22 protein-coding genes are annotated in these 23,332 nt (G+C 65.3%); 14 read left to right on the forward strand and 8 right to left on the reverse strand.

Features of this window, described 5'->3' with window-relative positions:
- Positions 1-15: 15 nt before the first annotated feature.
- The 4 genes from Q7T45_RS08850 to Q7T45_RS08865 all read right to left on the reverse strand — a co-directional run bounded on the left by Q7T45_RS08850 (position 16) and on the right by Q7T45_RS08865 (position 6,549).
- A complete protein-coding gene (locus Q7T45_RS08850) occupies positions 16-1,704 on the reverse strand; it encodes a long-chain fatty acid--CoA ligase (RefSeq protein WP_304869825.1) in 1,689 nt (562 codons plus the stop codon).
- 149 nt (positions 1,705-1,853) lie between these two features.
- Complete coding sequence (locus tag Q7T45_RS08855; RefSeq protein WP_370691244.1) at positions 1,854-3,398, reverse strand: D-alanyl-D-alanine carboxypeptidase family protein; 1,545 nt, start codon at positions 3,396-3,398, stop codon at positions 1,854-1,856.
- Positions 3,399-3,564: 166 nt separating this feature from the next.
- Entirely contained in the window at positions 3,565-5,370 is a 1,806-nt protein-coding gene (locus tag Q7T45_RS08860) for a glucan ABC transporter ATP-binding protein/ permease (RefSeq protein WP_304869829.1), read from the reverse strand.
- 111 nt (positions 5,371-5,481) lie between these two features.
- Positions 5,482-6,549 (reverse strand): ABC transporter substrate-binding protein, encoded by a 1,068-nt coding sequence (locus Q7T45_RS08865; protein WP_304869831.1) that lies wholly within the window; start codon positions 6,547-6,549, stop codon positions 5,482-5,484.
- A 236-nt stretch (positions 6,550-6,785) separates the two neighbouring features.
- Here Q7T45_RS08865 and Q7T45_RS08870 point away from each other — a divergent pair, with 236 nt between their 5' ends.
- The 7 genes from Q7T45_RS08870 to Q7T45_RS08900 all read left to right on the forward strand — a co-directional run bounded on the left by Q7T45_RS08870 (position 6,786) and on the right by Q7T45_RS08900 (position 11,654).
- Entirely contained in the window at positions 6,786-7,244 is a 459-nt protein-coding gene (locus Q7T45_RS08870; protein ID WP_304869833.1) for a hypothetical protein, read from the forward strand.
- A gap of 48 nt (positions 7,245-7,292) precedes the next feature.
- The gene (locus Q7T45_RS08875) at positions 7,293-7,751 is read left to right on the forward strand and encodes a hypothetical protein (protein WP_304869835.1); all 459 of its coding nucleotides are present in this window, start codon (positions 7,293-7,295) and stop codon (positions 7,749-7,751) included.
- Positions 7,752-7,875: 124 nt separating this feature from the next.
- A complete protein-coding gene (gene hisE, locus Q7T45_RS08880) occupies positions 7,876-8,301 on the forward strand; it encodes a phosphoribosyl-ATP diphosphatase (protein WP_304869836.1) in 426 nt (141 codons plus the stop codon).
- A 63-nt stretch (positions 8,302-8,364) separates the two neighbouring features.
- Entirely contained in the window at positions 8,365-8,946 is a 582-nt protein-coding gene (locus Q7T45_RS08885) for a YqaA family protein (RefSeq protein ID WP_304869837.1), read from the forward strand.
- 53 nt (positions 8,947-8,999) lie between these two features.
- Positions 9,000-9,587, forward strand: coding sequence for a hypothetical protein (locus tag Q7T45_RS08890; protein ID WP_304869838.1), 588 nt, complete (start codon positions 9,000-9,002; stop codon positions 9,585-9,587).
- Between the two features lie 119 nt (positions 9,588-9,706).
- The gene (locus Q7T45_RS08895) at positions 9,707-10,675 is read left to right on the forward strand and encodes a nitronate monooxygenase family protein (protein ID WP_304869840.1); all 969 of its coding nucleotides are present in this window, start codon (positions 9,707-9,709) and stop codon (positions 10,673-10,675) included.
- A 202-nt stretch (positions 10,676-10,877) separates the two neighbouring features.
- Complete coding sequence (locus Q7T45_RS08900) at positions 10,878-11,654, forward strand: thioesterase family protein (protein WP_304869842.1); 777 nt, start codon at positions 10,878-10,880, stop codon at positions 11,652-11,654.
- A gap of 43 nt (positions 11,655-11,697) precedes the next feature.
- Here the strand turns inward: Q7T45_RS08900 and Q7T45_RS08905 are convergent, their stop codons facing one another.
- Positions 11,698-13,260, reverse strand: coding sequence for an AMP-binding protein (locus Q7T45_RS08905; RefSeq protein WP_304869844.1), 1,563 nt, complete (start codon positions 13,258-13,260; stop codon positions 11,698-11,700).
- A 91-nt stretch (positions 13,261-13,351) separates the two neighbouring features.
- Between Q7T45_RS08905 and Q7T45_RS08910 the strand changes: the two genes are divergently transcribed.
- The 4 genes from Q7T45_RS08910 to Q7T45_RS08925 all read left to right on the forward strand — a co-directional run bounded on the left by Q7T45_RS08910 (position 13,352) and on the right by Q7T45_RS08925 (position 17,663).
- Positions 13,352-14,392 (forward strand): nitronate monooxygenase family protein, encoded by a 1,041-nt coding sequence (locus tag Q7T45_RS08910; protein WP_304869846.1) that lies wholly within the window; start codon positions 13,352-13,354, stop codon positions 14,390-14,392.
- A 101-nt stretch (positions 14,393-14,493) separates the two neighbouring features.
- A complete protein-coding gene (gene ilvD / locus Q7T45_RS08915) occupies positions 14,494-16,338 on the forward strand; it encodes a dihydroxy-acid dehydratase (protein ID WP_304869848.1) in 1,845 nt (614 codons plus the stop codon).
- A 304-nt stretch (positions 16,339-16,642) separates the two neighbouring features.
- A complete protein-coding gene (locus tag Q7T45_RS08920; RefSeq protein WP_304869850.1) occupies positions 16,643-16,888 on the forward strand; it encodes a hypothetical protein in 246 nt (81 codons plus the stop codon).
- Positions 16,889-17,015: 127 nt separating this feature from the next.
- The gene (locus tag Q7T45_RS08925) at positions 17,016-17,663 is read left to right on the forward strand and encodes a hypothetical protein (RefSeq protein ID WP_304869852.1); all 648 of its coding nucleotides are present in this window, start codon (positions 17,016-17,018) and stop codon (positions 17,661-17,663) included.
- Positions 17,664-17,867: 204 nt separating this feature from the next.
- Here the strand turns inward: Q7T45_RS08925 and Q7T45_RS08930 are convergent, their stop codons facing one another.
- On the reverse strand, positions 17,868-18,089 hold the full coding sequence (locus tag Q7T45_RS08930) for a cysteine rich repeat-containing protein (protein ID WP_304869855.1): 222 nt from the start codon (positions 18,087-18,089) through the stop codon (positions 17,868-17,870).
- 284 nt (positions 18,090-18,373) lie between these two features.
- On the opposite strand from Q7T45_RS08930, the gene Q7T45_RS08935 reads away from it, so the two are divergent.
- Positions 18,374-18,673, forward strand: a complete 300-nt coding sequence (locus tag Q7T45_RS08935; RefSeq protein ID WP_304869857.1) for a hypothetical protein — start codon at positions 18,374-18,376, stop codon at positions 18,671-18,673.
- 11 nt (positions 18,674-18,684) lie between these two features.
- Here the strand turns inward: Q7T45_RS08935 and Q7T45_RS08940 are convergent, their stop codons facing one another.
- Positions 18,685-20,628 carry an ATP-binding protein gene (locus tag Q7T45_RS08940; protein ID WP_304869859.1) on the reverse strand — a complete coding sequence of 648 codons (1,944 nt, stop codon included), beginning with the start codon at positions 20,626-20,628 and terminating at the stop codon, positions 18,685-18,687.
- Positions 20,625-21,302, reverse strand: a complete 678-nt coding sequence (locus tag Q7T45_RS08945) for a response regulator (protein WP_370691245.1) — start codon at positions 21,300-21,302, stop codon at positions 20,625-20,627. The genes Q7T45_RS08940 and Q7T45_RS08945 overlap by 4 nt, the downstream gene beginning before the upstream one ends.
- A gap of 188 nt (positions 21,303-21,490) precedes the next feature.
- Between Q7T45_RS08945 and Q7T45_RS08950 the strand changes: the two genes are divergently transcribed.
- Together Q7T45_RS08950 and Q7T45_RS08955 are read left to right on the forward strand one after the other, a co-directional pair.
- Positions 21,491-22,117 carry a hypothetical protein gene (locus Q7T45_RS08950; protein WP_304869861.1) on the forward strand — a complete coding sequence of 209 codons (627 nt, stop codon included), beginning with the start codon at positions 21,491-21,493 and terminating at the stop codon, positions 22,115-22,117.
- A gap of 382 nt (positions 22,118-22,499) precedes the next feature.
- Positions 22,500-23,312, forward strand: a complete 813-nt coding sequence (locus tag Q7T45_RS08955) for a formate/nitrite transporter family protein (RefSeq protein WP_304869862.1) — start codon at positions 22,500-22,502, stop codon at positions 23,310-23,312.
- Positions 23,313-23,332: the final 20 nt, after the last annotated feature.

Raw genomic sequence — 23,332 nt, forward strand, 5'->3', positions numbered from 1 at the left:
CGCGCCGTCGTTCGCTCAGGCCGCCGCGGCCTTCTTCTTCTCGTCGCGCAGTTCGCGGCGCAGGATTTTCCCGACGTTGGTCTTGGGCAGGTCGGCCCGGAATTCGACGTGCTTGGGAATCTTGTAGTTGGTCAGTTGCTCGTGACAGAACTTGATGAGGTCCTCCGCGGTGAGGTTCGGATCCTTCTTCACCACGAACGCCTTGACCGCCTCGCTCGATTTGGCGTCCTCGACGCCGATCACGGCGCATTCCAGCACGCCGGGATGCATCGCGATCACCTCTTCGACCTCGTTGGGATAGACGTTGAAGCCGGAGACCAGGATCATGTCCTTCTTGCGGTCGACGATCTTGGTGTAGCCGCGCTCGTCCATCACGCCGATGTCGCCGGTGCGGAAGAAGCCGTCGGCGGTCATCACATTGGCGGTTTCCTCCGGCCGCTTCCAGTAGCCGGCCATCACCTGCGGGCCCTTGGCGCAGATTTCACCTGGCGTGCCGAGCGGCACCTCGTTGCCGTCGTCGTCGCGGATCGAGATATAGGTCGACGGCACGGGAATGCCGATCGAACCGGAGAACTTGTCGGTGTCTGCGGGGTTGCAGGTCAGCGTCGGCGAGGTTTCCGACAGGCCATAGCCTTCCGACAGCGCGCAGCCGGTGACCTTCAGCCATTTCTCGGCGACCGCCTTCTGCGTCGCCATGCCGCCGCCGAACGAGGTTTTCAGCTTGGAGAAGTCGACCTTGTCGAAACCGGGCGAGTTCAGCAGCCCGTTGTAAAGCGTGTTGACCGCCGGGAAGCTGTTGACCTTGTATTTCATCAACTCCTTGATGAAGCCCGGCATGTCGCGCGGGTTCGGGATCAACAGGTTGACGCCGCCGGCGCGCACGCCGAGCAGGAAGCACGCCGTCAGCGCGAAGATGTGGTAGAGCGGCAGCGCGCAGACGATGAACAGTTCGTCGACATGCGGCGGCTTCTTCAGGGCGGGCTGCAGCCAGGCGTCGTTCTGCAATACGTTGGCCAGGATGTTGCGGTGAAGCAGCGTCGCGCCCTTGGAAACGCCTGTGGTGCCGCCGGTATATTGCAGGAAGGCGACATCATCGAGCGTCAGCGTCGGCTTGTTCAGCTTCATGCCGCGGCCGGCCGCGACCGCATCGTTGAAGGCGATGGCGCCCGGGATCGACCAGGCCGGCACCATCTTCTTGACGCGCCGCACCACCAGATTGACGATCACGCCCTTGAAGCCAAGCAGGTCGCCCATGCTGCCGACGATGACATGCTTGACCGCGGTCTTCGCGATCACCTGCTGCACCGTGGTGGCGAAGTTCTCCAGCACGATGATCGCCTCGGCGCCGGAATCCTTGAGCTGGTGCTCGAGTTCGCGCGGGGTATAGAGCGGATTGACGTTCACCACCGCGTAGCCGGCGCGCAGCACGGCTGCGGTTGCAACAGGATATTGCAGCACGTTCGGCATCATCAGCGCGACGCGGGCGCCCTTCGCCAGGCCCTTGCTCTGCAGATAGGCGCCGAGCGCCTGCGACATCTCGTCGAGTTCGCGATAGCTGATCGACTTGTCCATGCAGATGAAGGCTCTGCGGTCGGCGAACTTCTTGAAGCTCTCCTCCAGCAACTCGACCAGCGAGGTGTACTGGGTAACGTCGATATCGGCGGGCACGCCAGCCGGATATTGCTTGAGCCAGATCCGCTCCATGGTACTTCCCCTCTGATTGTTACCCGTTTTCTGGCCGGGACGCCTTGTTTGGGGCAGTATTGAGCAATGCGGCCGTCAATGGCAAGCGGCTGCGCGCTATCGACGCATTGTCGGTTAAGAATGGCCGGTCCGGCGGGCCGAGGGCACCCCTAACCGCGCGGCGCGGCCGTGGTCTTGGGGTCCGCGGGCTTGGCGGCAGAAGGCTTGCCGTCAGAAGGCTTGGCTTCGCTGCTCTTGGGCTTCGCGGCGGGCTTTGCAGCGGGCTTCTCTGCAGGCTTCTCGGTGGTCCTCTCGGCGGTCTTGGGCTTGGCCGGCCTGGCGGCTGCGGCCACGGGTTTTTCCGCAGTCTTGTTTTCCGCAGCCTTGGGGGCGGCTTCCGGCTTGGCGTGGGCCTGCCTGACGGTGGCCGGTTTGGCGCCGGGTTTTGCTTCGGATTTTGCTTCGGATTGGGCTTCCTTGCCCGCCCGTTTGGCATCGGCCTTCGGCTCCGCCGCGGCGTCAGGCTTCCTGGCCGCGACCCGCGACTTCTTTCCGCGCGGCTTCGTCGCCTGCTTTTGCTCGTCCACGGCCACCGCGGCAATCAGGGCGGCGCCGGTCTTCTTGGGGCCGGTGTAGACGACCACCGGTTCCGATGGCGCAGGCGCCGCCGCCATCAGTTCAGACGGCTTCGCCATCGGAGCCTGCAGCCCGGCGGTGAAGAAGGCGATCGGGGATTCGCCGCTGCTCGCACTGCCGTTGCTGGCGACGGTGTCGGCGTCCTCGTCAGTGGCCGGACGCTTGCGCTTGCCGTTGCAGATTTCGTCGCGCAGGTTCGGCGGCGAGGCGTCGATGGGCGCCAGATTGTCGACGGTGCCGAGTGAAGGTCGCAGCCAGGTCAACGTATTGTCGGCAAAGCCGCGGTCGAGCAGTTGCGCGGCCTTTACCGCGCGCGCCTGGCCCGACGATGAGCCGAGCACCACGGCGATCAGACGCCTGCCATTGCGCGTCGCCGAGGCCACCAGGTTGTAACCGGAAGCGCAGATGAAACCGGTCTTGAAGCCGTCCGCGCCCGGGTAGCGCCCGATCAGCTTGTTGAAATTCTGCGTGACCCGCCGGCCGTACCGGATCGAGGGGGTATGCATGAAATATTCGTATTCCGGCAGATCGCGAATGATCGCGCGCGCCAACATGGCGAGGTCGCGCGCCGAGGTGATCTGGCCCTCGGCGGGCAGGCCGTTCGGATTGACGTAGCTCGTCTGTGTCATGCCGAGCCGGAGCGCGGTCTGGTTCATCTGGGCCGAGAAACCATCGACCGAACCGGCGACGCCCTCGGCGAGCACCACGGCCATGTCGTTGGCCGATTTCACCATCATCATGTGCAGGGCGTTTTCGACGGTGACCTGGGTACCCGGCTTGAAGCCCATTTTGGAGGGCGACTGCGAGGCGGCGACCGGCGACACCGTCAGTGTGCCGTCGAGCGCCAACCGGCCTTCCTTGACCGCCTTCAGCGTGACATAGGCCGTCATCATCTTGGTGACGGATGCGGGATACCAGGGATAGGTGGCGTTCTCCGCCTGCAGCACCTTGCCGGTATCGGCTTCAACCACCAGCAGCGCTTCCGCATGCACGATGCGCGGCGCTGCGACGGCCAGCACCGCGCCGGCGACAATGAAGCTCAACGATATCTTGCGAAGCGAAGGGAAAGGAAAATGCACTATCCGATTCCGGTCCTTTGAGATCCGCCTGAGAACAGGAGGTCCTGGGGTGTGACGTGCGGGTTTCAAGCGTGTCCGGCAGGTGCAAATCTATACCGGTCTGCCGGTCCGGAACAGAGCTTGTGGGATTAAATCGTGGACGAAATAGGTCAAATACTGGCGATACTTAAATCTTGACAGCCGTGCTGTCGGGCTCTGGCGTCTGGATGCTGGCCCGGGCATTTTCCTGGACCATGAACTGGGCCCTTGCCAGTTCCGCAAAGCGGCCGCCTTGCGCCACCAGTTCATCGAAAGTTCCGCTTTCGATCACGCGGCCATTGTCGAACATCAGGATCCGCGTGGCGTGGCGGATGGTGGAGAGCCGGTGCGCGATCACGAAGGTGGTGCGGCCCTTCATCACCTCGTCGAGCGCGGCGTTGAGCTTGGCTTCGGTGACGGCATCGAGCGCGCTGGTGGCTTCGTCGAGGATCAGGATCGGCGGATCCTTCAAGAGGGCACGGGCAATCGACAGCCGCTGCCGCTCGCCGCCGGACAGCATGCGCCCGCGCTCGCCTGCATTGGTCTGAAATCCCTGTTCGCCGCGCTCGATGAATTCCAACGCCTGGGCGCGGTCTGCCGCGATCCGCAGTTCCTCGTCCGTCGCGTCCGGCTTGCCGACCCGCAGATTGTCGGCGATCGAACGGTTGAACAGCAGCGCTTCCTGGAACACCACGCCGATATTCCGCCGCAGCGCCGTCAACGTCAGGCCGCGGACGTCCATGCCGTCGACCCTGATGAAGCCCGACTGCGGATCGAACGCGCGATGCAGCAGTGCGATCGCGGTGGATTTGCCGGCGCCGGTGGGGCCGACCAGCGCGATGGTCTGGCCGGGCAGTGCAGTGAAGGAAAGGTCCTCGACCGCGGGCCGCTTGCCGTCATAGGAAAACGACACGTCCTTGAATTCGACCATGCCCGACAGCCGGCCGGGATCGATCGCGTCGGGCCGGTCGCGCACCGCCGGCACCGCATCCAGCACGTTGAAGAATTCCTGCAGGCGCGGCGCCTCCATGAACACGTTGTTGACGAAGGAAACCACCTGTTCGAGCTTCTGGATCAGCATGGTGGCGAAACTCACGAACATCACGATCTCGCCGACCGTGGTCAGGCCCTGTTCGTGCAGCGCGATGCCGACCGTGAAGATCGCCAGCACCGTGATGGTGGTCGACGCCCGCGTGATGACGGTGACCAGCGCCCACCACGACAGCACCGGCATCTGCACCGCCAGCAGCTTGTCGGCGACGAAACGCAGGCCCTGCACCTCGGCCTGGATCCGCACGAAGCTCTGCACCAGCGCGACATTGCCGAGCGCGTCGGAGGCGCGCGCGGACAGGTCGCTGTAATGCGCCTCGACCTCGCTTTGCATGCCGTAGGTCTTGCGCACCACCAGCGTGGTCAGCACCGTGAATACCACGCAAAGGATGAACAGCAGGACCGCCAGCCGCCAGTTGATGTAGAGCGCCAGCGGCAGCAGCACCACCAGCGACAGGATCGCGGCGAAATGCTCGCGGAAAAATCCGAGCCACAGCCGCCACAGCGAGTCGGTGCCGTTCAGCATCACCTTCATGAGCCGGCCGGAATGGGTGCCGGTGTGGAAGGTCAGCGGCAGCTGCATGATGTGCTCGAAATAGTTCGTCAGCACCGCCTGGCGCTGGCGATGCGCCAGCTTGTCGGCGTGCAGCGCGACCGCGGCACTGCAGAGAATCGTGAACAGGCCGAACGCCGCCCACGCCGCCAGCAGCGGCCAGGCCGAGGACGACGCCAGCGGTCCGCCGATTGGCTTGCCCGAGAGCACGTCGATGATGCGGCCGAACAGCACCGGTTCGGCGAATTGCGCGCCGGCCAGCAGCAGATTGGCGCCGGCCAGGATCCAGCCCAGCCGTGCCTCCTTGCCGAGCAACTCGAGAACGCGGGTATAGAGGCGAACCATGGACATGCGGGCGGGACTCGAAGGGATCGGCGGGGCGGACGGTGGTCAGAGCCGTATTCTAATCAGGGGATCGCCACGGAGATACAGCTTTCGCTGCTTTCTTCCTCAATTGATTGATCAATTGATCATGCGGCCGCCGAGCTCAGGCAGGAAGGAATCGTCGAAGATATCGGCTGCGGCCGGCCGTTTCTGGAATTTGAAGTCCTCGGCGATCTGGTCGACCGAGCGCTCGAACCTGACGAGGTCGATGCCGCCGATGCCGTTGCGCCTGACTTCACCGGTGAGGACGTTTTCGCGAATGACGGCGTGCAGGCGTTCCAGCTCGAGATCGCGCGATCCGCCGTCCATCCGGCTCACCACCTCCTCGGCGGCGCGCGTCGGGTCCTTGATGGCGAGATGGGTGCCGGCCATCACCGCGCGCAGAAAACCCTTCACCGCCTCGGGCCTGGCAGCGGCGAATGCCGGGTTGACGATCAGCGCGAAGCCGTAGGCCTCGCAGCCATAATCGGCGTAGCGCAGCACGGCAAGGTCGTCCGCCGGGACACCGCGGTCCCTCAGATTGACGCCCGAAAGGTAGGAAAACCCGGTCACGGCATCGACCTGACCCGCCGACAGCATCGGTTCGCGCACGGCGGCGCTGATCCTGCTCAGCTTGACGCTGGCGGCCTTGATGCCGTTCTGCCGCGCCAGCGCCGGCCATAGCCGGATCGCCAGGTCGCCCTCGGCGACGCCGATCGTCTTGCCGTCGATGTCGGAGAGCGCCTGAATGCCGCGGCTCTTGCGGGCGATGATGGCGTAGGGCGCCTTGTTGAACAGCACGAACACCGCCTTGATCGGCCGCGCGCCAGGCTTGTCGCGAAACCGGATCAGTTCGTTGATGTCGACCAGCGCCAGGTCGCTGGTCCCCGCGGCGACGCGGGCGATGCCATCCTGCGATCCGCTGGCGATATTGGTGTTGACCGCCAGCCCCTCCGAGCTGAACAACCCCTTGTTCGCCGCCAGCACGAACGGGGCGGCGCTGGCATCGATCGGACGATCGAGCGAAAACTGGATCGCGACCGGCGACCGGGTTTCCCCCGCTGCGCCGCATTGCCCCAAGCCGGCACCCAAGCCCAACCCAAGACCCAGCAGGCCCAGCAGCGAAGTCAGGAAGCCGCGAACGACAGTGGACGAATTTGAATGCATTGCGATTACTTCAGGCGGGCCGGACGTCAGCTGCGGCGCCGGCTATGTTTGTTTCATGGCGCAGGGAGCGCCGGAGGGGGTCAAACTGTCGCATCGAACCTGAACGGCCGATGAGTGCCACGATTTCGACACGGATCGTTCAGCCTGCGTTCGGATTGGGGAACCTAACCTGCGTCCAGGGGTTAGCCATACGAGGCGAGGCCTGCCAGGCCAGGGCGCCCATGGAGGACATTGAGATGTTCGCGCGCAAGATTTTGCTTTCACCGTTCGCCCGCGCCGCCGCAGTGGCGACAGTCGCTGCGTTGGCGTTGACAGTTTTCGAGCCGTCAACGGCCCGCGCCGGAACCGCTGCGGCAGGCCCGGGCCTGTCGACGGCTGCGGTCAGCGACGCCACCGATTTCAGCGCCCGTCGCCGACACTATCGTCGTGGCGGTGGCGCCGCGGCAGCGGCTGCTTTCGCCGGGATCGTGGGCACCGGTATCGCCATCGCGGCGACACAGAACCGCCGGCACTATTACTATGACCGAGGGCCGGGCTATTACGGTGGCGGCCCGGTTTATTACGGCGGTGGACAGCCTTACTATCGCAGCCAGCCCTACTACGGCGGCGGCCAATACCGAGGCGGCTACCCCAGCAACCATTACGGCCGCGGCGGCGCCTTCGACACCCTGACGCCCCATCACCGCGAGTACTAACGCCCCATAGCGATACGGCCTGCCCAGACGACCACGGAGGACATTGAGATGTTCGCGCGCAAGACTTTACTCTCATCGATCGGCCGCGCCGCCGTCATGGCGACAGTCGCCGCGGTGGCGCTGACCACGTTGGAGCCGACGACGGCCCGCGCCGGATCTGCGCCTGCAGGCCAAGGCCCGTCCCAAGGCCTTTCCCAAGGCCTGTCGACGGCCGCCGCGACCAGCGACGCCACTGACTTCAGCGCCCGTCGCCGGCATTATCGCGGCGGCGGTGGTGCCGCCGCGGCGGCCGCTTTCGCCGGTATTGTCGGCACCGGTATCGCCATCGCCGCGGCCCAGAACCGCCGGGACTACTACTATGGCGGTGGCCCGGTCTATTACGGCGGCGGCGAGCCGTATTATGGCGGCCAGCCCTACTACGGCGGCGGCGGTTACTATGGCGGCGGCTACTACGGCTCCAAGGCGAGCGTGCCCCACTTCAACGGTCACCCGCTGGCCGGCTGGTAACCAGCGCTATCCGAGAGAATTGATCCGCCGGCACCTTAACGATGCCGGCGGATTTTTCGTGCGCGGATGCGGCCGGGAACCGGCCGTTAACACGCTTTGCATCGGTTTCGACTAGGTTCGGGGGATGGGTGATTCGCTCGAACGGCTTTATCTGGCTGTCCTCGCGGCCAAGGATCTCGATCCGGCCACGTCGCGAACCGCGCGGCTGTTTCAGCGTGGCCCGGCCAAGATGGCCAAGAAGCTGGCGGAAGAAGCCATCGAGGTCGTGATCGATGCCGTCAACGGCAATTCCGATGCGGTGGTCCGCGAGAGCGCCGATCTGCTCTATAATCTCACCGTTTTGTGGGCATCGGCCGGCGTGCGCCCCGAGGACGTCTGGCGTGAGATGGAACGGCGCGAGCATCTGCAGGGCATCGCCGAGAAACTGCCGAAATCATCGTCCAAAATGCCCAAGACAACTGCAACGACAACTGCAACGAGCGCCGCGCCTGCGGCCAGTCGGCGACGAATTGTCGCGCTTGAAGGCCGCAGCCTGCGAAAGCGGCACTAAACCTCCCGAATTTCTCCCATTTCCCGGCATGGACAAATTGGCTCTGGGATGGTTCATCGCGCCATGCTGAGACGAATTTACGATTGGTGCATCGACTCCGCCCACAAGCCATATTCGGTCTGGATCATGGGCGCGGTGTCGTTCGCGGAAAGCTCGTTCTTTCCGGTGCCGCCGGATGTGATGCTGATCCCGATGTCGCTGGCGCGGCCGGAGCGCGCCTGGTTCTATGCCATGGTCTGCACCGTGACCTCGGTGCTGGGCGGCATCGTCGGCTATGGCATCGGCGCGCTGCTCTATGATTCGCTCGGGCAATGGCTGATCCAGATTTACGGTCTCAGTGGCAAGGTCGAGGCCTTCCGTGCCTCCTATGCCGAATGGGGTGCCCTGATCATCATCGGCAAGGGCCTGACGCCGATCCCCTACAAGCTGGTGACGATCACCTCGGGCTTTGCCGGTTACAACATCTGGCTGTTCGTGCTGTGCTCGATCATCGCCCGCGGCGGCCGCTTCTTCGTGGTCGCCATCCTGCTCAACCGCTACGGCGAATGGATCCGGGCCCAGATCGAGAAGCGCCTGGGGATGTGGGTGGCGATCGGCGCCATCGTGCTGGTGCTCGGCTTTGTCGTCGCACTCAAGTTGATCTGATACCTCGTCGCGAAATGCTTTGCCGGTCCGCCGCTTCGGGCTACGCTTCAGGCATGCTTGATTCAACCGGCAACTTCCCAGCGCGGTTCAGGACGCGGGTAGCGACCGCCGGCGCGGTGTTCTCGATATGCGTGCTGGCCACATCAGCGGCGTGGCCGCAGGCGGCGCCGTCGCTCGGCATCCAGTCGCCGGCCCAGCAGTCGATTCCGGACCGGCCGCAGCCGGCGCCGCAGCAGAACGAGCCCGCACCGCCATCGCCGCCGGAGAATCCGGGCCTGATCAACGAACTCGGCAAGCTCTGGGACAAATCCAAATCGATGCTGCCCACCATCAAGAGCCCGCAGGAGGCCATCGAAGACCTGAATGCGCGCACCAAGGATGCCGGCGAGGGCCTGTCGCGCCTGACCAAACCTTCCCTGATGGTGACCGGGCGCATGGCCTGTCCGGTTTCAAGCAATGGCGCGCCGGACTGCAAGGCCGCCGCCGATAAGCTCTGCCAGAGCAAGGGCCACACCGAAGGCAAGAGCCTCGATACCGATGCTGCGGAAAAATGCTCGGCCAAGGTGTATCTGCCGGGCCGAAAGCGCGAGCCGGGCGACTGCCGGACCGAAAATTACGTCACCCGCGCGCTGTGCCAGTAACGTCAAACGCAGCGTCAAAACGCAATACTTGACACTGGAAAGATTGCCTTGTTGGTAGAGCGTCTGGCAGCCCCGGGCTGCCGCCTGGCCCGTTACGAATAACCAGAAGGATTTTTCGAATGTCCATGCCTGCTCTGTTCAAGGGCCGTCTGTCGATTCCGGTGATCGGTGCGCCGCTGTTCATCATTTCGGTGCCCGATCTCGTGATCGCGCAGTGCAAGGCGGGGATCGTCGGATCGTTCCCTGCGTTGAACGCCCGCCCGCCGGCTTTGCTCGACGAGTGGCTGGTCCGGATCAAGGAAGAACTGGCCGCGCATGACAAGGCGCATCCCGAGCGGCTGTCGGCGCCGTTCGCGGTGAACCAGATCGTGCATAAATCCAACAACCGGCTCGATCAGGATCTGGCGCTCTGCGAGAAGCACAAGGTGCCGATGATCATCACCTCGCTCGGCGCCCGCGAAGAGCTCAATCAGGCCGCGCATCGCTGGGGCGGCATCGTGTTTCACGACGTGATCAACCAGAAGTTCGCGCACAAGGCGGTCGAGAAGGGCGCCGATGGCCTGATCCTGGTAGCCGCCGGCGCCGGTGGCCATGCCGGCGAGATCTCGCCATTGGCCTTCGTGGCGGAGACGCGGCAGTGGTTCGATGGACCGATCGCGCTGTCGGGGGCGATCGCCAATGGCCGCGCCATCCGCGCGGCACGGATTCTCGGCGCCGATTTTGCCTATATCGGCTCGGCGTTCATTGCCACCACCGAGGCCAATGCGGTGGAGGCCTACAAGCGGATGGTGACGACGTCTTCGGCCGAAGATATCGTCTATTCCAACCTGTTCACCGGCGTGCACGGCAATTACCTGAAGCCGTCGATCGTCGCGGCCGGCATGGATCCGGACAATCTTCCGGAATCCGATGCCTCGAAAATGAGTTTCGGCACCGACGCCGCGGGCGAGCGCGCCAAGCCGAAAGCCTGGAAGGAAATCTGGGGCTCGGGCCAGGGCGTCGGCAGCGTGGCCAAGATCCTGCCCGCCGCCGAACTGATCGCGCGGTTCAAGAAGGAATACGACGAGGCAATCGATCCGCCGCTGTGATGAATAGCACCGGCGCCGGTCGTGTCGCCCTCTCCCCTTGTGGGAGAGGGCATCGCCGGCGCCCGCAACGAACGCGCTCGGGTGAGGGGTTGCCTCAACGAGCAGACTGTTCGTGGATAGAGACCCCTCATCCGGCGCTTCGCGCCACCTTCTCCCACAAGGGGAGAAGGAAGTAAGAAAGCGCTCGACAGGATCACCAGAGATGGACGCCATTTTTCGCGTGGACGGCAATCGTGTCCTCACCCATCCGAACGCCGCCGGCCCCTGGGATCCCGGCATGCAGCACGGTTCCGCGCCGTCTGGGCTGGTGGTGTGGGCGGCCGAGGCGATTGCGACGCCGGTGCCGATGCAAATCGCGCGCGTCACCATCGACCTGATGCGCCCGGTGCTGGTGGCGCCGCTGACGCTGGAGACCGAAGTCCTGCGCGCGGGCCGCAAGATCCAGCTCTGCGCGGTCCGGCTGCTCGCCGACGGCGTCGTCGTGGTCGGCGCCACCGTGCTGAAGATCAAGACGCAAGGCTTGACCTTGCCGGCAGATGTCGTGGATCTGCCGGTCGAGCTTCCGGGGCCGGATCAATCGCGCGTGGAGCCGGCGGACTTCTCCTCGAGTCCCTTTGTGTCGGGCATGTCGCTGCGCGCCGCCCGCGGCCGCTTCGGCGCGCCCGGTCCCGGCGCGATCTGGTATCGCGCCGACCGGCCGCTGGTCGAAGGCTCGCCAATATCGCAGGCGATGCGCGCGGTGGTGGCGGCGGATTTCTGCAACGGCACTTCCGCCGCGCTGGATTTCCGCGAATGGACTTTTATCAATGCCGACCTCACCGTCAGTTTTGCGCGGCAGCCGGTCGGTGAGTGGATCCTGCTCGACGCGGAGACCTCGATCGGTCCCGATGGCGCTGGCCTTGCGATGGCGCGGCTTGCAGATAGCAGAGGTTATTTCGGCCGCGCCGTGCAGAGTCTCGTGATCGAGAAGCGCGGATAGACGAAAGAAGGCACGCTGCGCCGCGTCCGGGAAACGAGAGTTTTTACCCCACCATCCGGTCCCGTCCGACCCAGAACCCCGCCTTCAGCACCTTCTTGTCGACCTTGCCGACGCCGGTCATCGGCAATTCCGTGACGAACTTGATGTGCTTGGGCGCATGTGCCGCGCCCTTGCGGGCCTTCACCAGCGCGATCAGCTCCTCCGCGTTCGGCTTGGCTCCTTCGCGCGCGACCACGACCGCGGTGACGGCCTCGCCCCATTTGTCGTCGGGCACGCCGACCACGGCGACCATCGCGACGTCGGCATGCTGCGACAGCACGTCCTCGACCTCGCGCGGGAAAATATTGAAGCCGCCGGAGACGATCATGTCCTTCTTGCGGTCGAGGATGAACAGATAGCCGCGCTCGTCGGCGCGGGCGATGTCGCCGGTATGCAGCCAGCCGTTCTTCAGGGTTTCGGCGGTTTGTTCCGGCCGCTTCCAGTATTCGGCCATCACATGCGGGGCGCGCACGCAAATCTCGCCGGCTTCGCCGGTGGCGACTTCCCTGTCATTGTCGTCGAGCACCTTGACGTCACAGGCGGCGATCGGGAAGCCGCAGGATGTGAACAGTTCAGGCGTCTTCGGGTCGTGATCCCGCTTGCGCAGCACCGACACCGGATAGCATTCGGTCTGGCCATAGAGCTGCGAGAACACCGGGCCGATCCGCTCGATGCCCTCGACCAGCCGGCTCGGCGACATCGCCGAGGCGCCGTAGAGCAATAGCTCCAGCGAGGAAAGATCGGTCTTGTCGAGCGCGGGGTGATCCAGCAGCACGTAGATCATGGTCGGCACCAGCAGGGTAAAATTGATCCGCTCGCGTGCGATGGTTTTGAAAACCGCCTCGGGATCAAAGCCCTTGAGCAAATGCACGGTGCCGCCGCGCATCAGCGTCGGCAGCACCTTGGTGCCGGCGACGTGGCTGATCGGCGCCACCGTGAGATAGCTCGGCGTATCGGGGATTTCGAAATCGGCCAGGATGGCATTGGCAAAACCGCTATATTCGCGATGGGTGCGCAGCGCGCCTTTCGACTTGCCGGTGGTGCCGCCGGTGTAATTGAGCGTCGCGATGTCGTCGGGCCCGGCAAGATTACGCGGGCTGGCAGTGCCGGCCGCCTCGACCGCCGCCAGCAAGTCGACGCCGTAACCCGCGGGGCCGAGCGTGAACACGGTCTTCAGGTTCGATGCCCTGGCAGCGAGTTGGCCGCCGCGATCCCGGAACGTATCGGCGTCGACCACCAGCACCTGGGTTTCGGAATCCTCGATCTGGAACAGCTGATCGTCGAGCGACCCCAGCGGATGCAGCGAGGTGACCGACAGCCGCGCCAGTTGCGCGGCGACGCCGCTGCACCAGCTGTCGGCGCGGTTGGCCGATAACAAGGCGACCCGCGCGCCGGGTTGCAGCCCGAGCTGCATGAACACCTTCTGGAGGCGGCCGATCAGGTCGCTGGCGCCGGCATAGCTGAGCGATCCGCCGGGCCAGGAGAACGCCGTGCGCCGGGGATAGCGCGCCAGCGCCCGCAGCGTCTGCGCGCAGGCGGTCGGAAAGGCATGGAGCGGATCGGACATGTTTCCTCCGGCAATTGTCACTGGCTTTGTCTTGGGCGTTCCGTCGTGCCAGTGTTGGGAAAACGCTAGCATCAGTGCGGAAGCGGGGACAATGACTTTGGAGAAAACCGATCTTCTCGCGCGCTTTCAGGGCCGTCTCAGTCTGCCGCTGATCGCGGCGCCGATGTTTCTGGTCTCCGGTGTCGAGCTGGTGGCGGCGGCCTGCCGCAATGGCGTGATCGGATCGTTTCCCACGGTGAACTGCCGCAGCCCCGAACAGCTCGATGGTTGGCTCGGCGACATCGAGGACCGGCTGCGCCGTCATTCCGATGAAACCGGAAAACCCGCAGCACCGATCTGTCCGAACCTGATCGTGCATCGTTCCAACGCGCGGCTTGAAGCTGATCTGCAAGTGCTGCTGCGACACCGGCCCGAACTCGTCATCACCTCGGTCGGTTCACCTGAGCCGGTGCTGGCGCCGCTGCATGATGCGGGCGCGCTTGTGTTCGCCGATGTCGCCAGCATCCGCCATGCCGAGCGCGCGGTGGCATCAGGCGCCGACGGGCTGGTGTTGTTGACGGCCGGGGCGGGCGGCCAGACCGGCTGGCTCAATCCCTTCGTGTTCGTCCGTGCCGTGCGCGCCTTTTTCGACGGGCCGATCGTGCTGGCCGGCGGCATCGGCGACGGCCATGCGCTGCGCGCCGCGCGGGCGCTCGGCTGCGACCTCGCTTATATGGGCACCAGGTTCATCGCCACCGCCGAGAGCATGGCCGACCCCAGGTACAAGGCGATGCTGGTCGCCAGCAGCGCCGACGACATCTTGCTGACCACGGCCTTCACCGGCCTGCAGACCAACATGCTGCGGCCGTCGATTGTCGCCGCCGGCCTCGATCCTGAAGACCTGCCGCAGCGCGGCGCGATCGACATCGGCAAGGATATCGACATCGGCGCCCGCGACCCTTCTACGCCAGAGGCTTCGACGGGCCCTGAGAGCCAGCCCGCCGAAGCTTTAGCGAAGGCGGGAAGCCGCCCGGCGCGCTGGCGCGATATCTGGAGCGCGGGGCATTCGACCTCGGGGGTCACTGCGGTGCTGTCGGTTGACGACCTCGTGGCCCAGACGCTGGCCGAGTACCGCGCCGCTGCAGCGCGATAGAACGGGTCACCGCATAGCGCCCCTGCGACAAAGCGCTTTCAAGCCGCCGGCCACACCGTATAGAACACCGGCCACAGGTTTCTCGCCCCGAAGGACAGCCCATGCCAGCCTACCGCTCCAGGACCACCACCCACGGCCGCAACATGGCGGGCGCCCGCGGCCTGTGGCGCGCCACCGGCATGAAGAACGAGGACTTCGGCAAGCCGATCATCGCCGTGGTCAATTCGTTCACCCAGTTCGTGCCGGGCCATGTCCATCTCAAGGACCTCGGCCAGCTGGTGGCGCGCGAGATCGAAAAGGCCGGCGGCGTCGCCAAGGAATTCAACACCATCGCGGTCGATGACGGCATCGCGATGGGCCATGACGGCATGCTCTACAGCCTGCCGTCGCGCGAAATCATTGCCGACAGCGTCGAATACATGGTCAACGCGCATTGCGCCGACGCCATGGTCTGCATCTCCAACTGCGACAAGATCACGCCGGGCATGCTGATGGCGGCGCTGCGCATCAACATCCCGACCGTGTTCGTGTCGGGCGGGCCGATGGAATCCGGCAAGGTCAGCATCAAGGGCAAGATCCGGTCGGTCGACCTGATCGACGCCATGGTCGCGGCTGCCGACGAGTCGGTCAGCGACGCCGATGTCGAGACCATCGAGCGCTCCGCCTGTCCGACCTGCGGCTCGTGCTCGGGCATGTTCACCGCCAACTCGATGAACTGCCTGACCGAGGCGCTGGGCCTGGCGCTGCCCGGCAACGGCTCGGTGCTGGCGACCCATGCCGATCGCAAGGGGCTGTTCGTCGAAGCCGGCCACCTGATCGTCGATCTGGCGCGCCGCTATTACGAGCAGGACGACGAGAGCGCGCTGCCGCGCAAGATCGCCAGCTTCAAGGCGTTCGAGAACGCCATGACGCTGGATATCGCGATGGGCGGCTCGACCAACACCGTGCTGCATCTGCTGGCCGCCGCCTATGAAGGCGAGATCCCCTTCACCATGCAGGATATCGACCGGCTGTCGCGCCGGGTGCCGGTGCTGTGCAAGGTGGCGCCCTCGGTGCCCGACGTGCATCTCGAGGACGTGCATCGCGCCGGCGGCGTGATGGCGATCCTCGGCGAACTCGACCGCGCCAACCTGATCCATCGCGAACTGCCGATGGTGCACGCCAGGTCGCTGGAGGACGCCCTGAACCGCTGGGACATCAAGCGGACCAAGAGCGAGAGCGTGCGAAAATTCTTCATGGCGGCGCCGGGCAACGTGCCGACCCAGGTGGCCTTCAGCCAGGAACGCCGCTTCGAGGAACTCGATACCGACCGCGCGACGGGCTGCGTCCGCGACCTCGCGCATGCCTATTCGAAGGACGGCGGCCTCGCCGTGCTCTCGGGCAATCTGGCGCTCGACGGCTGCATCGTGAAGACCGCCGGGGTCGACGAGAGCATCCTGAAATTCGAGGGGCCGGCGCGGATTTTCGAAAGCCAGGACGCCGCGGTCGAGGGTATTCTCGGCGGCAAGATCAAGCCCGGCGACGTCGTCGTGGTGCGTTACGAAGGCCCGCGCGGCGGTCCGGGCATGCAGGAGATGCTGTACCCGACCAGCTACCTCAAATCGAAGGGGCTCGGCAAAGTCTGCGCGCTGGTCACCGACGGCCGCTTCTCCGGCGGCTCCTCGGGACTTTCGATCGGGCATCTTTCGCCGGAAGCCGCTGAAGGCGGCCTGATCGGCCTCGTGGAGGACGGCGACCGCATCCGCATCGACATTCCCGCCCGCTCGATCAGCCTCGTGGTGGACGACGCGGTGCTGGCGCAGCGCCGCGCGGCGATGCTGGGCCGCGGGGCCGAGGCATGGAAGCCGGCGAAGAAGCGCCCCCGCAAGATCACGATGGCGCTGAAGGCCTATGCCGCGCTGACCACCAGCGCCGCCCGCGGCGCGGTGCGCGTGGTGCCGGATTAGCGTCTTCCTCACCTCGCCCCGCTTGCGGGGAGAGGTCGACGCGCGAAGCGCGGCGGGTGAGGGGGACTCTCGACAGACTGAACTTGTGGAGAGTCCCCCTCACCCCGACCCTCTCCCCGCAAGCGGGCGAGGGAGAAGTGGTCCGTCGCTTCCATCTCAACCCATCACGCTCGCGCACCGTGACACTACGGATTCACCCCGCCTTAACGCGCCGTTAACCGTCTCGCTCCAAGAATCGGTTCCAGGCCCTTTCCGTCGCCAAGCGCGCCGGGACGGCCAGAGCCGCCGTTCAAGGGGATGCGATATGGATCTCGAGACGCTGTTTGCCAAAACCCCGGCCACCATCGACGAGATCAGGGCCCGGGTGGCCTATGCGCTCGAACGGCACCCTTTGTGCCGCAGCGTGCAATTCGACATCGTCTCGATGCCCCGCACCCCCAAGGGCAACTGGACCATCAGCCTGAAATCGGTGGCGCCGGACGCGCTGTGGGAGGCCTCCGATATCGTTGCCGATATCCAGGAAGCCTACGAACTGGCGGTTGCGGCCTGAAATTAACCATTTTGGCAGCGATTCTGCCCGAATTGGGCCCTGCCGCAGGGGCGGCATGGTTAGGCCTTAATTAATTCCCAGTTATCGTGAAAGTGATCAGGGTCGCCTTAAGGAAACGGAGAGCTGCTTGACGCGGGTAACGACGATCATCGCGCTGACCTGTTTCCTCGTGTTCGGTGCCACCGCTGCCAGCATTCTCGGCCGCGACAGCGTCCCGGGCGCCCGGCTGGAAATGGCCGCCGCGTCGCTTTCCCAAAGCCCTGTCTCCAACAAGGCGGCCAAGCAGGACAAGCTGACGGTTGCCGCCACCTTCGCGCTGGCCTCGTTCGGACCGCCGCAGGACGCCACCCTGAGCGAACCGCTGCGCCAGGCCTTTGCCGCCGCAGGCCCCGCCGATCTGGTGCCGCCGCCGGTCGCCGCCCCGCAGGCGCCGCAGAAGCCGAAGGTCGTCGCCAAGCCGCAGCCGCCGGTTCAAAAGCCCTACGCGCTGCTCAGCGACGCGCAGATCGCCGGCATCAAGGAGCGCCTCCAGCTTTCTTCCTCACAGCAATCCTACTGGCCGGCGGTGGAAACCGCGTTGCGCGGCATCGCCCGCAAGATCCACGCGAGCCGCAAGTCCGATCCCGGCGCCCTGATCGATCCCGATGCCGAGGAAGTCCAGCAGCTGAAGTCGGCGGCGATGCCGCTGTTGTTCCAGCTGCGCGAAGACCAGAAGCGCGAAGTGCGCACGCTCGCCCGCATCATCGGCCTGGAAAAAGTCGCCTCGATGATTTGAGGGTGGCGCTACGGTCGCTGCTCGAGGTCGACGCCCCGCTCCCTCATGGTGAGGAGCGCGTCGGGTAGCGCCCTTGCGCTGCCTGACGCGCGTCTCGAACCATCTGGCAGGTCGCCTGCTGCCATCCTTCGAGACGCCGCGCGACGCGCGCGCGGCTCCTCAGGATGAGGTCGTCATTTGCAGCACCTCGGTCCGTTCCCCGCCTCACCCGCCGCGCGATTCCACCACCTTGCGGCAGGAATCCGAAAGCTTGGTCTTGTTCTCCTTCAGGCAGGCGTTCATCTGCGGCGGCTTGCCGATATGCTCGGCGCAGAATTTTCCGGCATCGGAACGGCAGGCCATCTGCTCCTGCGGGCTCGGTTGCGCGCCCGCCGATGCGCTGCCGGCTAGCAGCAGGACGAGTGAGACAAATACCGACTTGTTCATGGATCACCTTTCGACAATTTGATGGGTTGGATTTGCAAGTGGCCGGAACATCCTCGCCGCGTGGGCCACGGTCCATGCCATGTTCATGGCATCAGGCGATCCGCCCGATGTCGGCTTTGGCGAAGGGGCTGGCGCGATGAATAGGGGCTGAATGGCAGCGCCGGCCATCACCCCATCTTCATGGGATGTTTTCGCGCGCGGCGATGGTTCACCAACATCCCGCGTCAGCGGCGATGACCGTCCGGTCGTTCGCCTGGGCTGCACGACCAATCAGGAGAGATGAGATGTTGAAGAAGGCAGGATGGCTGGGCGCCGGTTTGACCTTGACGGCGCTTGCGACACTGGCGTCGATTTCACTGGGTGCCGCCACCGCTGAAGCCGCGGTGGTCTATTGCAAGACCGTCGGCGTGCCGAAGGGCTGCGTGGTTCGGCCGACCGCGGCGGTGGTTGCAGCGCCGGTGGTCGCGGCGCCAGTGGCTGCCGCCGCGGTGGCGACGCCGGGGGTTGGCGCGCCGGGTGTCGGCGTCCGCGCCGGCACGCCGATGAATCGCGGCGGCCCGGTCAACCGCGTCGGTCGCCGCTGAACAACCAACGCTCAACCGGCAGCGGCATCGCTGTCGGGAAAGCGGCGGGGCAATGTCAGCCTGACGCGGGTGCCGCCGGCGTCCGAGGTCAGCTCCAGCTCCGCGCCGCAGCGTGCGGCGCGGCTTCGCATGTTGCGCAGGCCGCGCGCCGCATGTTGCCCGGCCGCGGCTTCGCCATTTGTAGCCAGTTCAAAACCCTTGCCGTCGTCCTCGATGGTGATGCGGCCACGCGCGATGCCCTGGGTGTCAACCGATGTTTCGATGCTCACGGTGATGCGCCGCGCCCCGGCGTGCTTGACGGCGTTGGTCACGGCCTCGTCGAGCAGCCGTATGATCTGGATGACGTGCCAGGGCCTGAGTTCGGGATGGACCGGCAGGCCCTGCGGGCCGACCGCCCGCCACACCAGCGCAATGTCATGCGGCCGCAGCTGCGCGGTGACCCGCTCGCGCCACGAGCCCAGCGCCAGCATCAGGTCGCCGCCGATATCGTCCATGGAATCGATGACGAGACGAAGATCCTTCAGCGCCGCCCGGGCCGCGTCGCCGATTCCGGCACCGGCATTGCCGCGCTCGCTGAGGGCTACGATGCTGACGAGCTGACCGCCGAGGCCGTCATGCAGGTCGCGCATCAGGCGGGTTCGCTCGCGCGCCAGCGCCGCCGCGCGGGCGCGTTCTTCCTCTCTGACAAAACTGGCCTTCAGCTTGTCCTCGGCCTCGCGCACCAGGGTGACCATGCTGGCGGCAAAACCGTCGACCTGGTTGAGCGCGCGGGCGAAGCGCCAGGTCAACGCGGCGCCGATCGCCACCAGCATGGCCGAATAAGACAGCCGTGCGAGCAGGATGCGCCGGCTGGGCACGAGCTGCAGCACCGAGAGCAGGTCGAGCGCCCAGCAGGTCAGCACGATCGTCAGCGCGCAGCCGAGCATGACGCTGGCCGCATCCTGCCGCCGCCACACCGAGTGGCCGGCCACGACCGTCAGCGCGATGAGACACAGGCCGACGGTCGGCGCGCCGACCAGCAGAAAGGCATCGCGGCTGAGCGTCGCATCGCCGACCAACCCGGCAGCCGCGACCACAAGGCCGGGCGCGAAGATCAGCCAGCCGTAACGCGGCCATTTCCAGCCGAAGAACAATAGCGCGAAGGTCAGCACCAGCGCGCTTTCTAGCGGCGCCGCGGAGATCAACATCGCGTTGAGCCTCGAGAACGCCGAATCCTCCAGCGGCGTCTGCAAAAAAGCCTGGGCGACGCCGAGCGCCATCGCCGCGGCCAGCACGCCATAGGCCGGCTCGTGGCGCCGCATCACCCACATGATGCCGAGGATCACGGCGAGGATCGCCTGCCAGGCCGAAAACACCACCGGCAAGGTGACGAACAGCAGCGTCCGCATGTCGTAGCTCGGCCGCAGCTCGGCGTCCGGGCCGACATAGAGGCGATCGAGAAAGCCCCTGATCGGACCCCATACGAACAGGCGGATGGTGAGATCGTTGGCGCCCTCGCGCAGCAGCGAGGCCGGGATGACCGCGATTTCAGGCGCATTGCGATCGGGACGGTTGGCGGCGGGATTGCGCCGGCTGTCCAGGATCACGACGCCGTTGATGGCGACCTCGACGCCGTTGGTGAAGCGCGGCAGCAAGACCGACCACGCGCCTTGCGGCTCGCCGCCGGCCCAAGTGGCTGGCCATGTGAACCGGCCGCTGTAGAGCGGCGGATCGTTCATCGTATAGCGCGAAGCGGTGAAGTGCGGCAGCGTCACCGGCTGCTCGACGCCGTGCTCGCGCAGGCTGAAATCGGTGACGAGATAACGCGGGGAGGGCTCCGGCGGCGGGATGCGCAGCACCACCAGGCACAGCACGATGATGAACGGCTGGAGCAGGAGATACTGCACCAGCAGTGTGGCCCGCTTCGGCCAGCGGCGGCGGCCTGTAGAGGCGGTCGTCGGCGCCGCGTCGCTCACAACCGGATCAGGCCCTGCTGCAGCGCCTCGAACACCGCCTCGCCGCGGGTATGGACTTCCAGCTTGCGGTAGATGTTCTTGATATGGCCGGGAACGGTCTGGCGCGACAGCCCGAGATGGCCGGCGATCTCGGCATAACTAAAGCCCTTGGCGATGCCCCAGAGGATATCGATCTCGCGCGGCGTCAGCTTGGCCGTGTTGAGCGGCGGGCCGGGCGGCGGCTCCGCGGTGCTCTGGGTCCGGCGCACGATGAAGCGGGCGATCGACGCCGAGATCGGCGAATGTCCGGCCACCAGCTCGCGCACGGTGGCGGCGATGTCGGTCGGAAACGCGTCTTTCAACAGATAGCCGGTGGCGCCGACGGTGATGGCGGAGATCACGCTCTCCTCGTCGCCGAGAATCGAGATCACCATGATTTCGGTGTCGGGATAGCGCAGCCGGGTCTCGCGGATCAGCTCATTGCCGTGGCCGTCCGGCAGCTGCAGATCAGTCAACAGCACCTTTGGTCCGGCTTGCGCCAGGCTGGCGCGGGCCTCGGCCAGGGTCGCTGCCGAGGTGACGTGGAATCCGGCCTTGGCCAGCGCGTCCTGCAGCCGCCACAAGGTCGGCGCGTCGTCCTCGACCAGCAAAATCGAGATCGGCTGCGCCGCGCCCTGATCGCTCAACACACTCATCCATCCTGTCCCGGCTGCCTTCCCGTGGCAGAGACAGTTTAGCCTCGGGAACCGGTTTGGCGACAGCCATGTTCATGGGGCATCGGCCAAGGAGGCTTCTTTGAATGCTCGCCGTTCAGGCGGGGTTCAGCACCGGGCCGCCGGAACATCGGTACGACAGGCGCGTTTTCAGCCGAAGGAGTTTCGACATGCGCGCTTCGACGGCCTATTTTGCAGGAGCCGGAACCGTGATCGTCGCGATCGTCGGCGGTATCGGCGGCGGCCTCCTGTTTGCGGACATTGTCAGTCCGAAAGCTCCCAAACAGGAGATGACCCGGCTGGAACAGCGCATGTCGTCGCAACCGATCGACGTGAAAGCCGGAGCGGAACCGACGGTAAATCCGGGAGCGCCACCGTCATCCACGACAGCGGCGGCGCCCATTGTTCCCGAAGCGCCTCCGACGCAGCCCGAAGCCAAAATCGCGCCGGCTGCCACGCCACGGGCTGATACCGTGGCGGCGACCCAGCCCGCCGTTCCCGTTACCGAAGCTCCGGCATCGCCGCCGGCCGCACAGAAGCAGGCCGCCACGGCGCCCGAAGATTCCCTTGCCAAGGCCAAGGACATCGACATCAAGCGCGCCGCGACCGAGAAACGCCGCGGCGAGCGCCGCCGGCAGTGGTCCGAGAAGCGGCGCTACCAGCGGCGGGAGGACCCGGATCAAGAGTTGCGCGAGGTCGAGGCCAAGGTGCGGGAAGAAACGGAAACCACGGGGTTTTTTGGCACCGAGCCGGTGCGCTCCGAGGGACGCCGGATCCGTATCATCGATCTGGATTAAGCCGTTTAGTCCAGATTCCGGCTACTGCGTGAGTTGTGAGCTTGCGCTACTACTGGGCAATTGCACAAATATACGGCAGCGCACTCGCCGCAGGCAGCGAAATATCAAGCCAAATACTGCCACGGTTTCAACCCCTTCTGCCAATCCCAGTGTTGGCATGTCGATTGCTCTGTCTTTCTCAGGTCAATGACGACTGCCGTCCACCGGATTGCTGAAGCCGACGCAGGCTGAAGTGCAGGGGCAGCTCGAAGCGACCTTTCAAGAGGCAGCTTGGCGCAGTCGTCGCGATGTCCATCCCGCAAGGGGGTGGCGCATGCCTCCCTGTTTCCGATCGGAGCCGGTCCCGCGCGCTCATCCGATTCAACAACAGGGGAAAAACTTAATGGCCTATCTCGCGCCTTCGGAATTCGTCACCAAGATGGTGGACGCCGGCGAAGCCAAGATCTTCATGTCCACCAGGGACACCGTCATCCGGGCCTATATGGCCGGTGCGATCCTGGCATTGGCCGCGGCCTTCGCGGTGAGCGTCACCGTCTCGACCGGCGTTCCGTTCGTGGGTGCCGCGATGTTTCCGGTCGGCTTCTGCATGCTCTATCTGTTCGGCTTCGATCTTCTGACCGGCGTGTTTGTGCTGTGTCCGCTGGCGCTCATCGACAAGCGCCCCGGTGTCACCATCGGCGGCGTGCTGCGCAACTGGAGCCTGGTGTTCATCGGTAATTTCGCCGGCGCCTTTACGGTCGCCGTGATGATGGCGGTCGTCTTCACCTTCGGCTTCACCTCGCCGCCGGACAAGGTCGGCCAGGTCATCGGCACCATCGGCGAAGGCCGTACCGTCGGCTACGCCGCGCATGGCGCGGGCGGCATGCTGACGCTGTTCATCCGCGGCATGCTCTGCAACTGGATGGTCTCGGCCGGCGTCGTCGGCGCCATGATCTCGACCACGGTCAGCGGCAAGGTGATCGCGATGTGGATGCCGATCATGCTGTTCTTCTTCATGACCTTCGAGCATTCCATCGTGAACATGTTCCTGTTCCCGTCGGGCCTGCTGCTCGGCGCCAAATTCTCGATCATGGATTATTTGATCTGGAACGAGATCCCGACCGTGGTCGGCAATCTGGTCGGCGGCCTCGCCTTCACCGGACTGACGCTGTACGCCACCCACGTCAAGACCGCGCCGAAGCGCGGGATCGCCTGATCGCGATTGACTTTACGGGG

It is taken from the genome of Bradyrhizobium sp., assembly GCF_030646015.1.
In the GTDB taxonomy this organism is placed as follows: Bacteria; Pseudomonadota; Alphaproteobacteria; order Rhizobiales; family Xanthobacteraceae; genus Bradyrhizobium.

Coding starts and splice junctions, on each gene's coding strand:
- Q7T45_RS08910 (WP_304869846.1), top strand. CDS start 13,352: ATGACTTTGGAGAAAACCGATCTTCTCGCGCGCTTTCAGGGCCGTCTC.
- Q7T45_RS08950 (WP_304869861.1), top strand. CDS start 21,491: ATGCGCGCTTCGACGGCCTATTTTGCAGGAGCCGGAACCGTGATCGTC.
- Q7T45_RS08920 (WP_304869850.1), top strand. CDS start 16,643: ATGGATCTCGAGACGCTGTTTGCCAAAACCCCGGCCACCATCGACGAG.
- Q7T45_RS08850 (WP_304869825.1), bottom strand. CDS start 1,704: ATGGAGCGGATCTGGCTCAAGCAATATCCGGCTGGCGTGCCCGCCGAT.
- ilvD (WP_304869848.1), top strand. CDS start 14,494: ATGCCAGCCTACCGCTCCAGGACCACCACCCACGGCCGCAACATGGCG.
- Q7T45_RS08875 (WP_304869835.1), top strand. CDS start 7,293: ATGTTCGCGCGCAAGACTTTACTCTCATCGATCGGCCGCGCCGCCGTC.
- hisE (WP_304869836.1), top strand. CDS start 7,876: ATGGGTGATTCGCTCGAACGGCTTTATCTGGCTGTCCTCGCGGCCAAG.
- Q7T45_RS08945 (WP_370691245.1), bottom strand. CDS start 21,302: ATGAGTGTGTTGAGCGATCAGGGCGCGGCGCAGCCGATCTCGATTTTG.
- Q7T45_RS08905 (WP_304869844.1), bottom strand. CDS start 13,260: ATGTCCGATCCGCTCCATGCCTTTCCGACCGCCTGCGCGCAGACGCTG.
- Q7T45_RS08890 (WP_304869838.1), top strand. CDS start 9,000: ATGCTTGATTCAACCGGCAACTTCCCAGCGCGGTTCAGGACGCGGGTA.
- Q7T45_RS08955 (WP_304869862.1), top strand. CDS start 22,500: ATGGCCTATCTCGCGCCTTCGGAATTCGTCACCAAGATGGTGGACGCC.
- Q7T45_RS08865 (WP_304869831.1), bottom strand. CDS start 6,549: ATGCATTCAAATTCGTCCACTGTCGTTCGCGGCTTCCTGACTTCGCTG.
- Q7T45_RS08935 (WP_304869857.1), top strand. CDS start 18,374: ATGTTGAAGAAGGCAGGATGGCTGGGCGCCGGTTTGACCTTGACGGCG.
- Q7T45_RS08900 (WP_304869842.1), top strand. CDS start 10,878: ATGGACGCCATTTTTCGCGTGGACGGCAATCGTGTCCTCACCCATCCG.
- Q7T45_RS08930 (WP_304869855.1), bottom strand. CDS start 18,089: ATGAACAAGTCGGTATTTGTCTCACTCGTCCTGCTGCTAGCCGGCAGC.
- Q7T45_RS08885 (WP_304869837.1), top strand. CDS start 8,365: ATGCTGAGACGAATTTACGATTGGTGCATCGACTCCGCCCACAAGCCA.
- Q7T45_RS08895 (WP_304869840.1), top strand. CDS start 9,707: ATGTCCATGCCTGCTCTGTTCAAGGGCCGTCTGTCGATTCCGGTGATC.
- Q7T45_RS08870 (WP_304869833.1), top strand. CDS start 6,786: ATGTTCGCGCGCAAGATTTTGCTTTCACCGTTCGCCCGCGCCGCCGCA.
- Q7T45_RS08860 (WP_304869829.1), bottom strand. CDS start 5,370: ATGTCCATGGTTCGCCTCTATACCCGCGTTCTCGAGTTGCTCGGCAAG.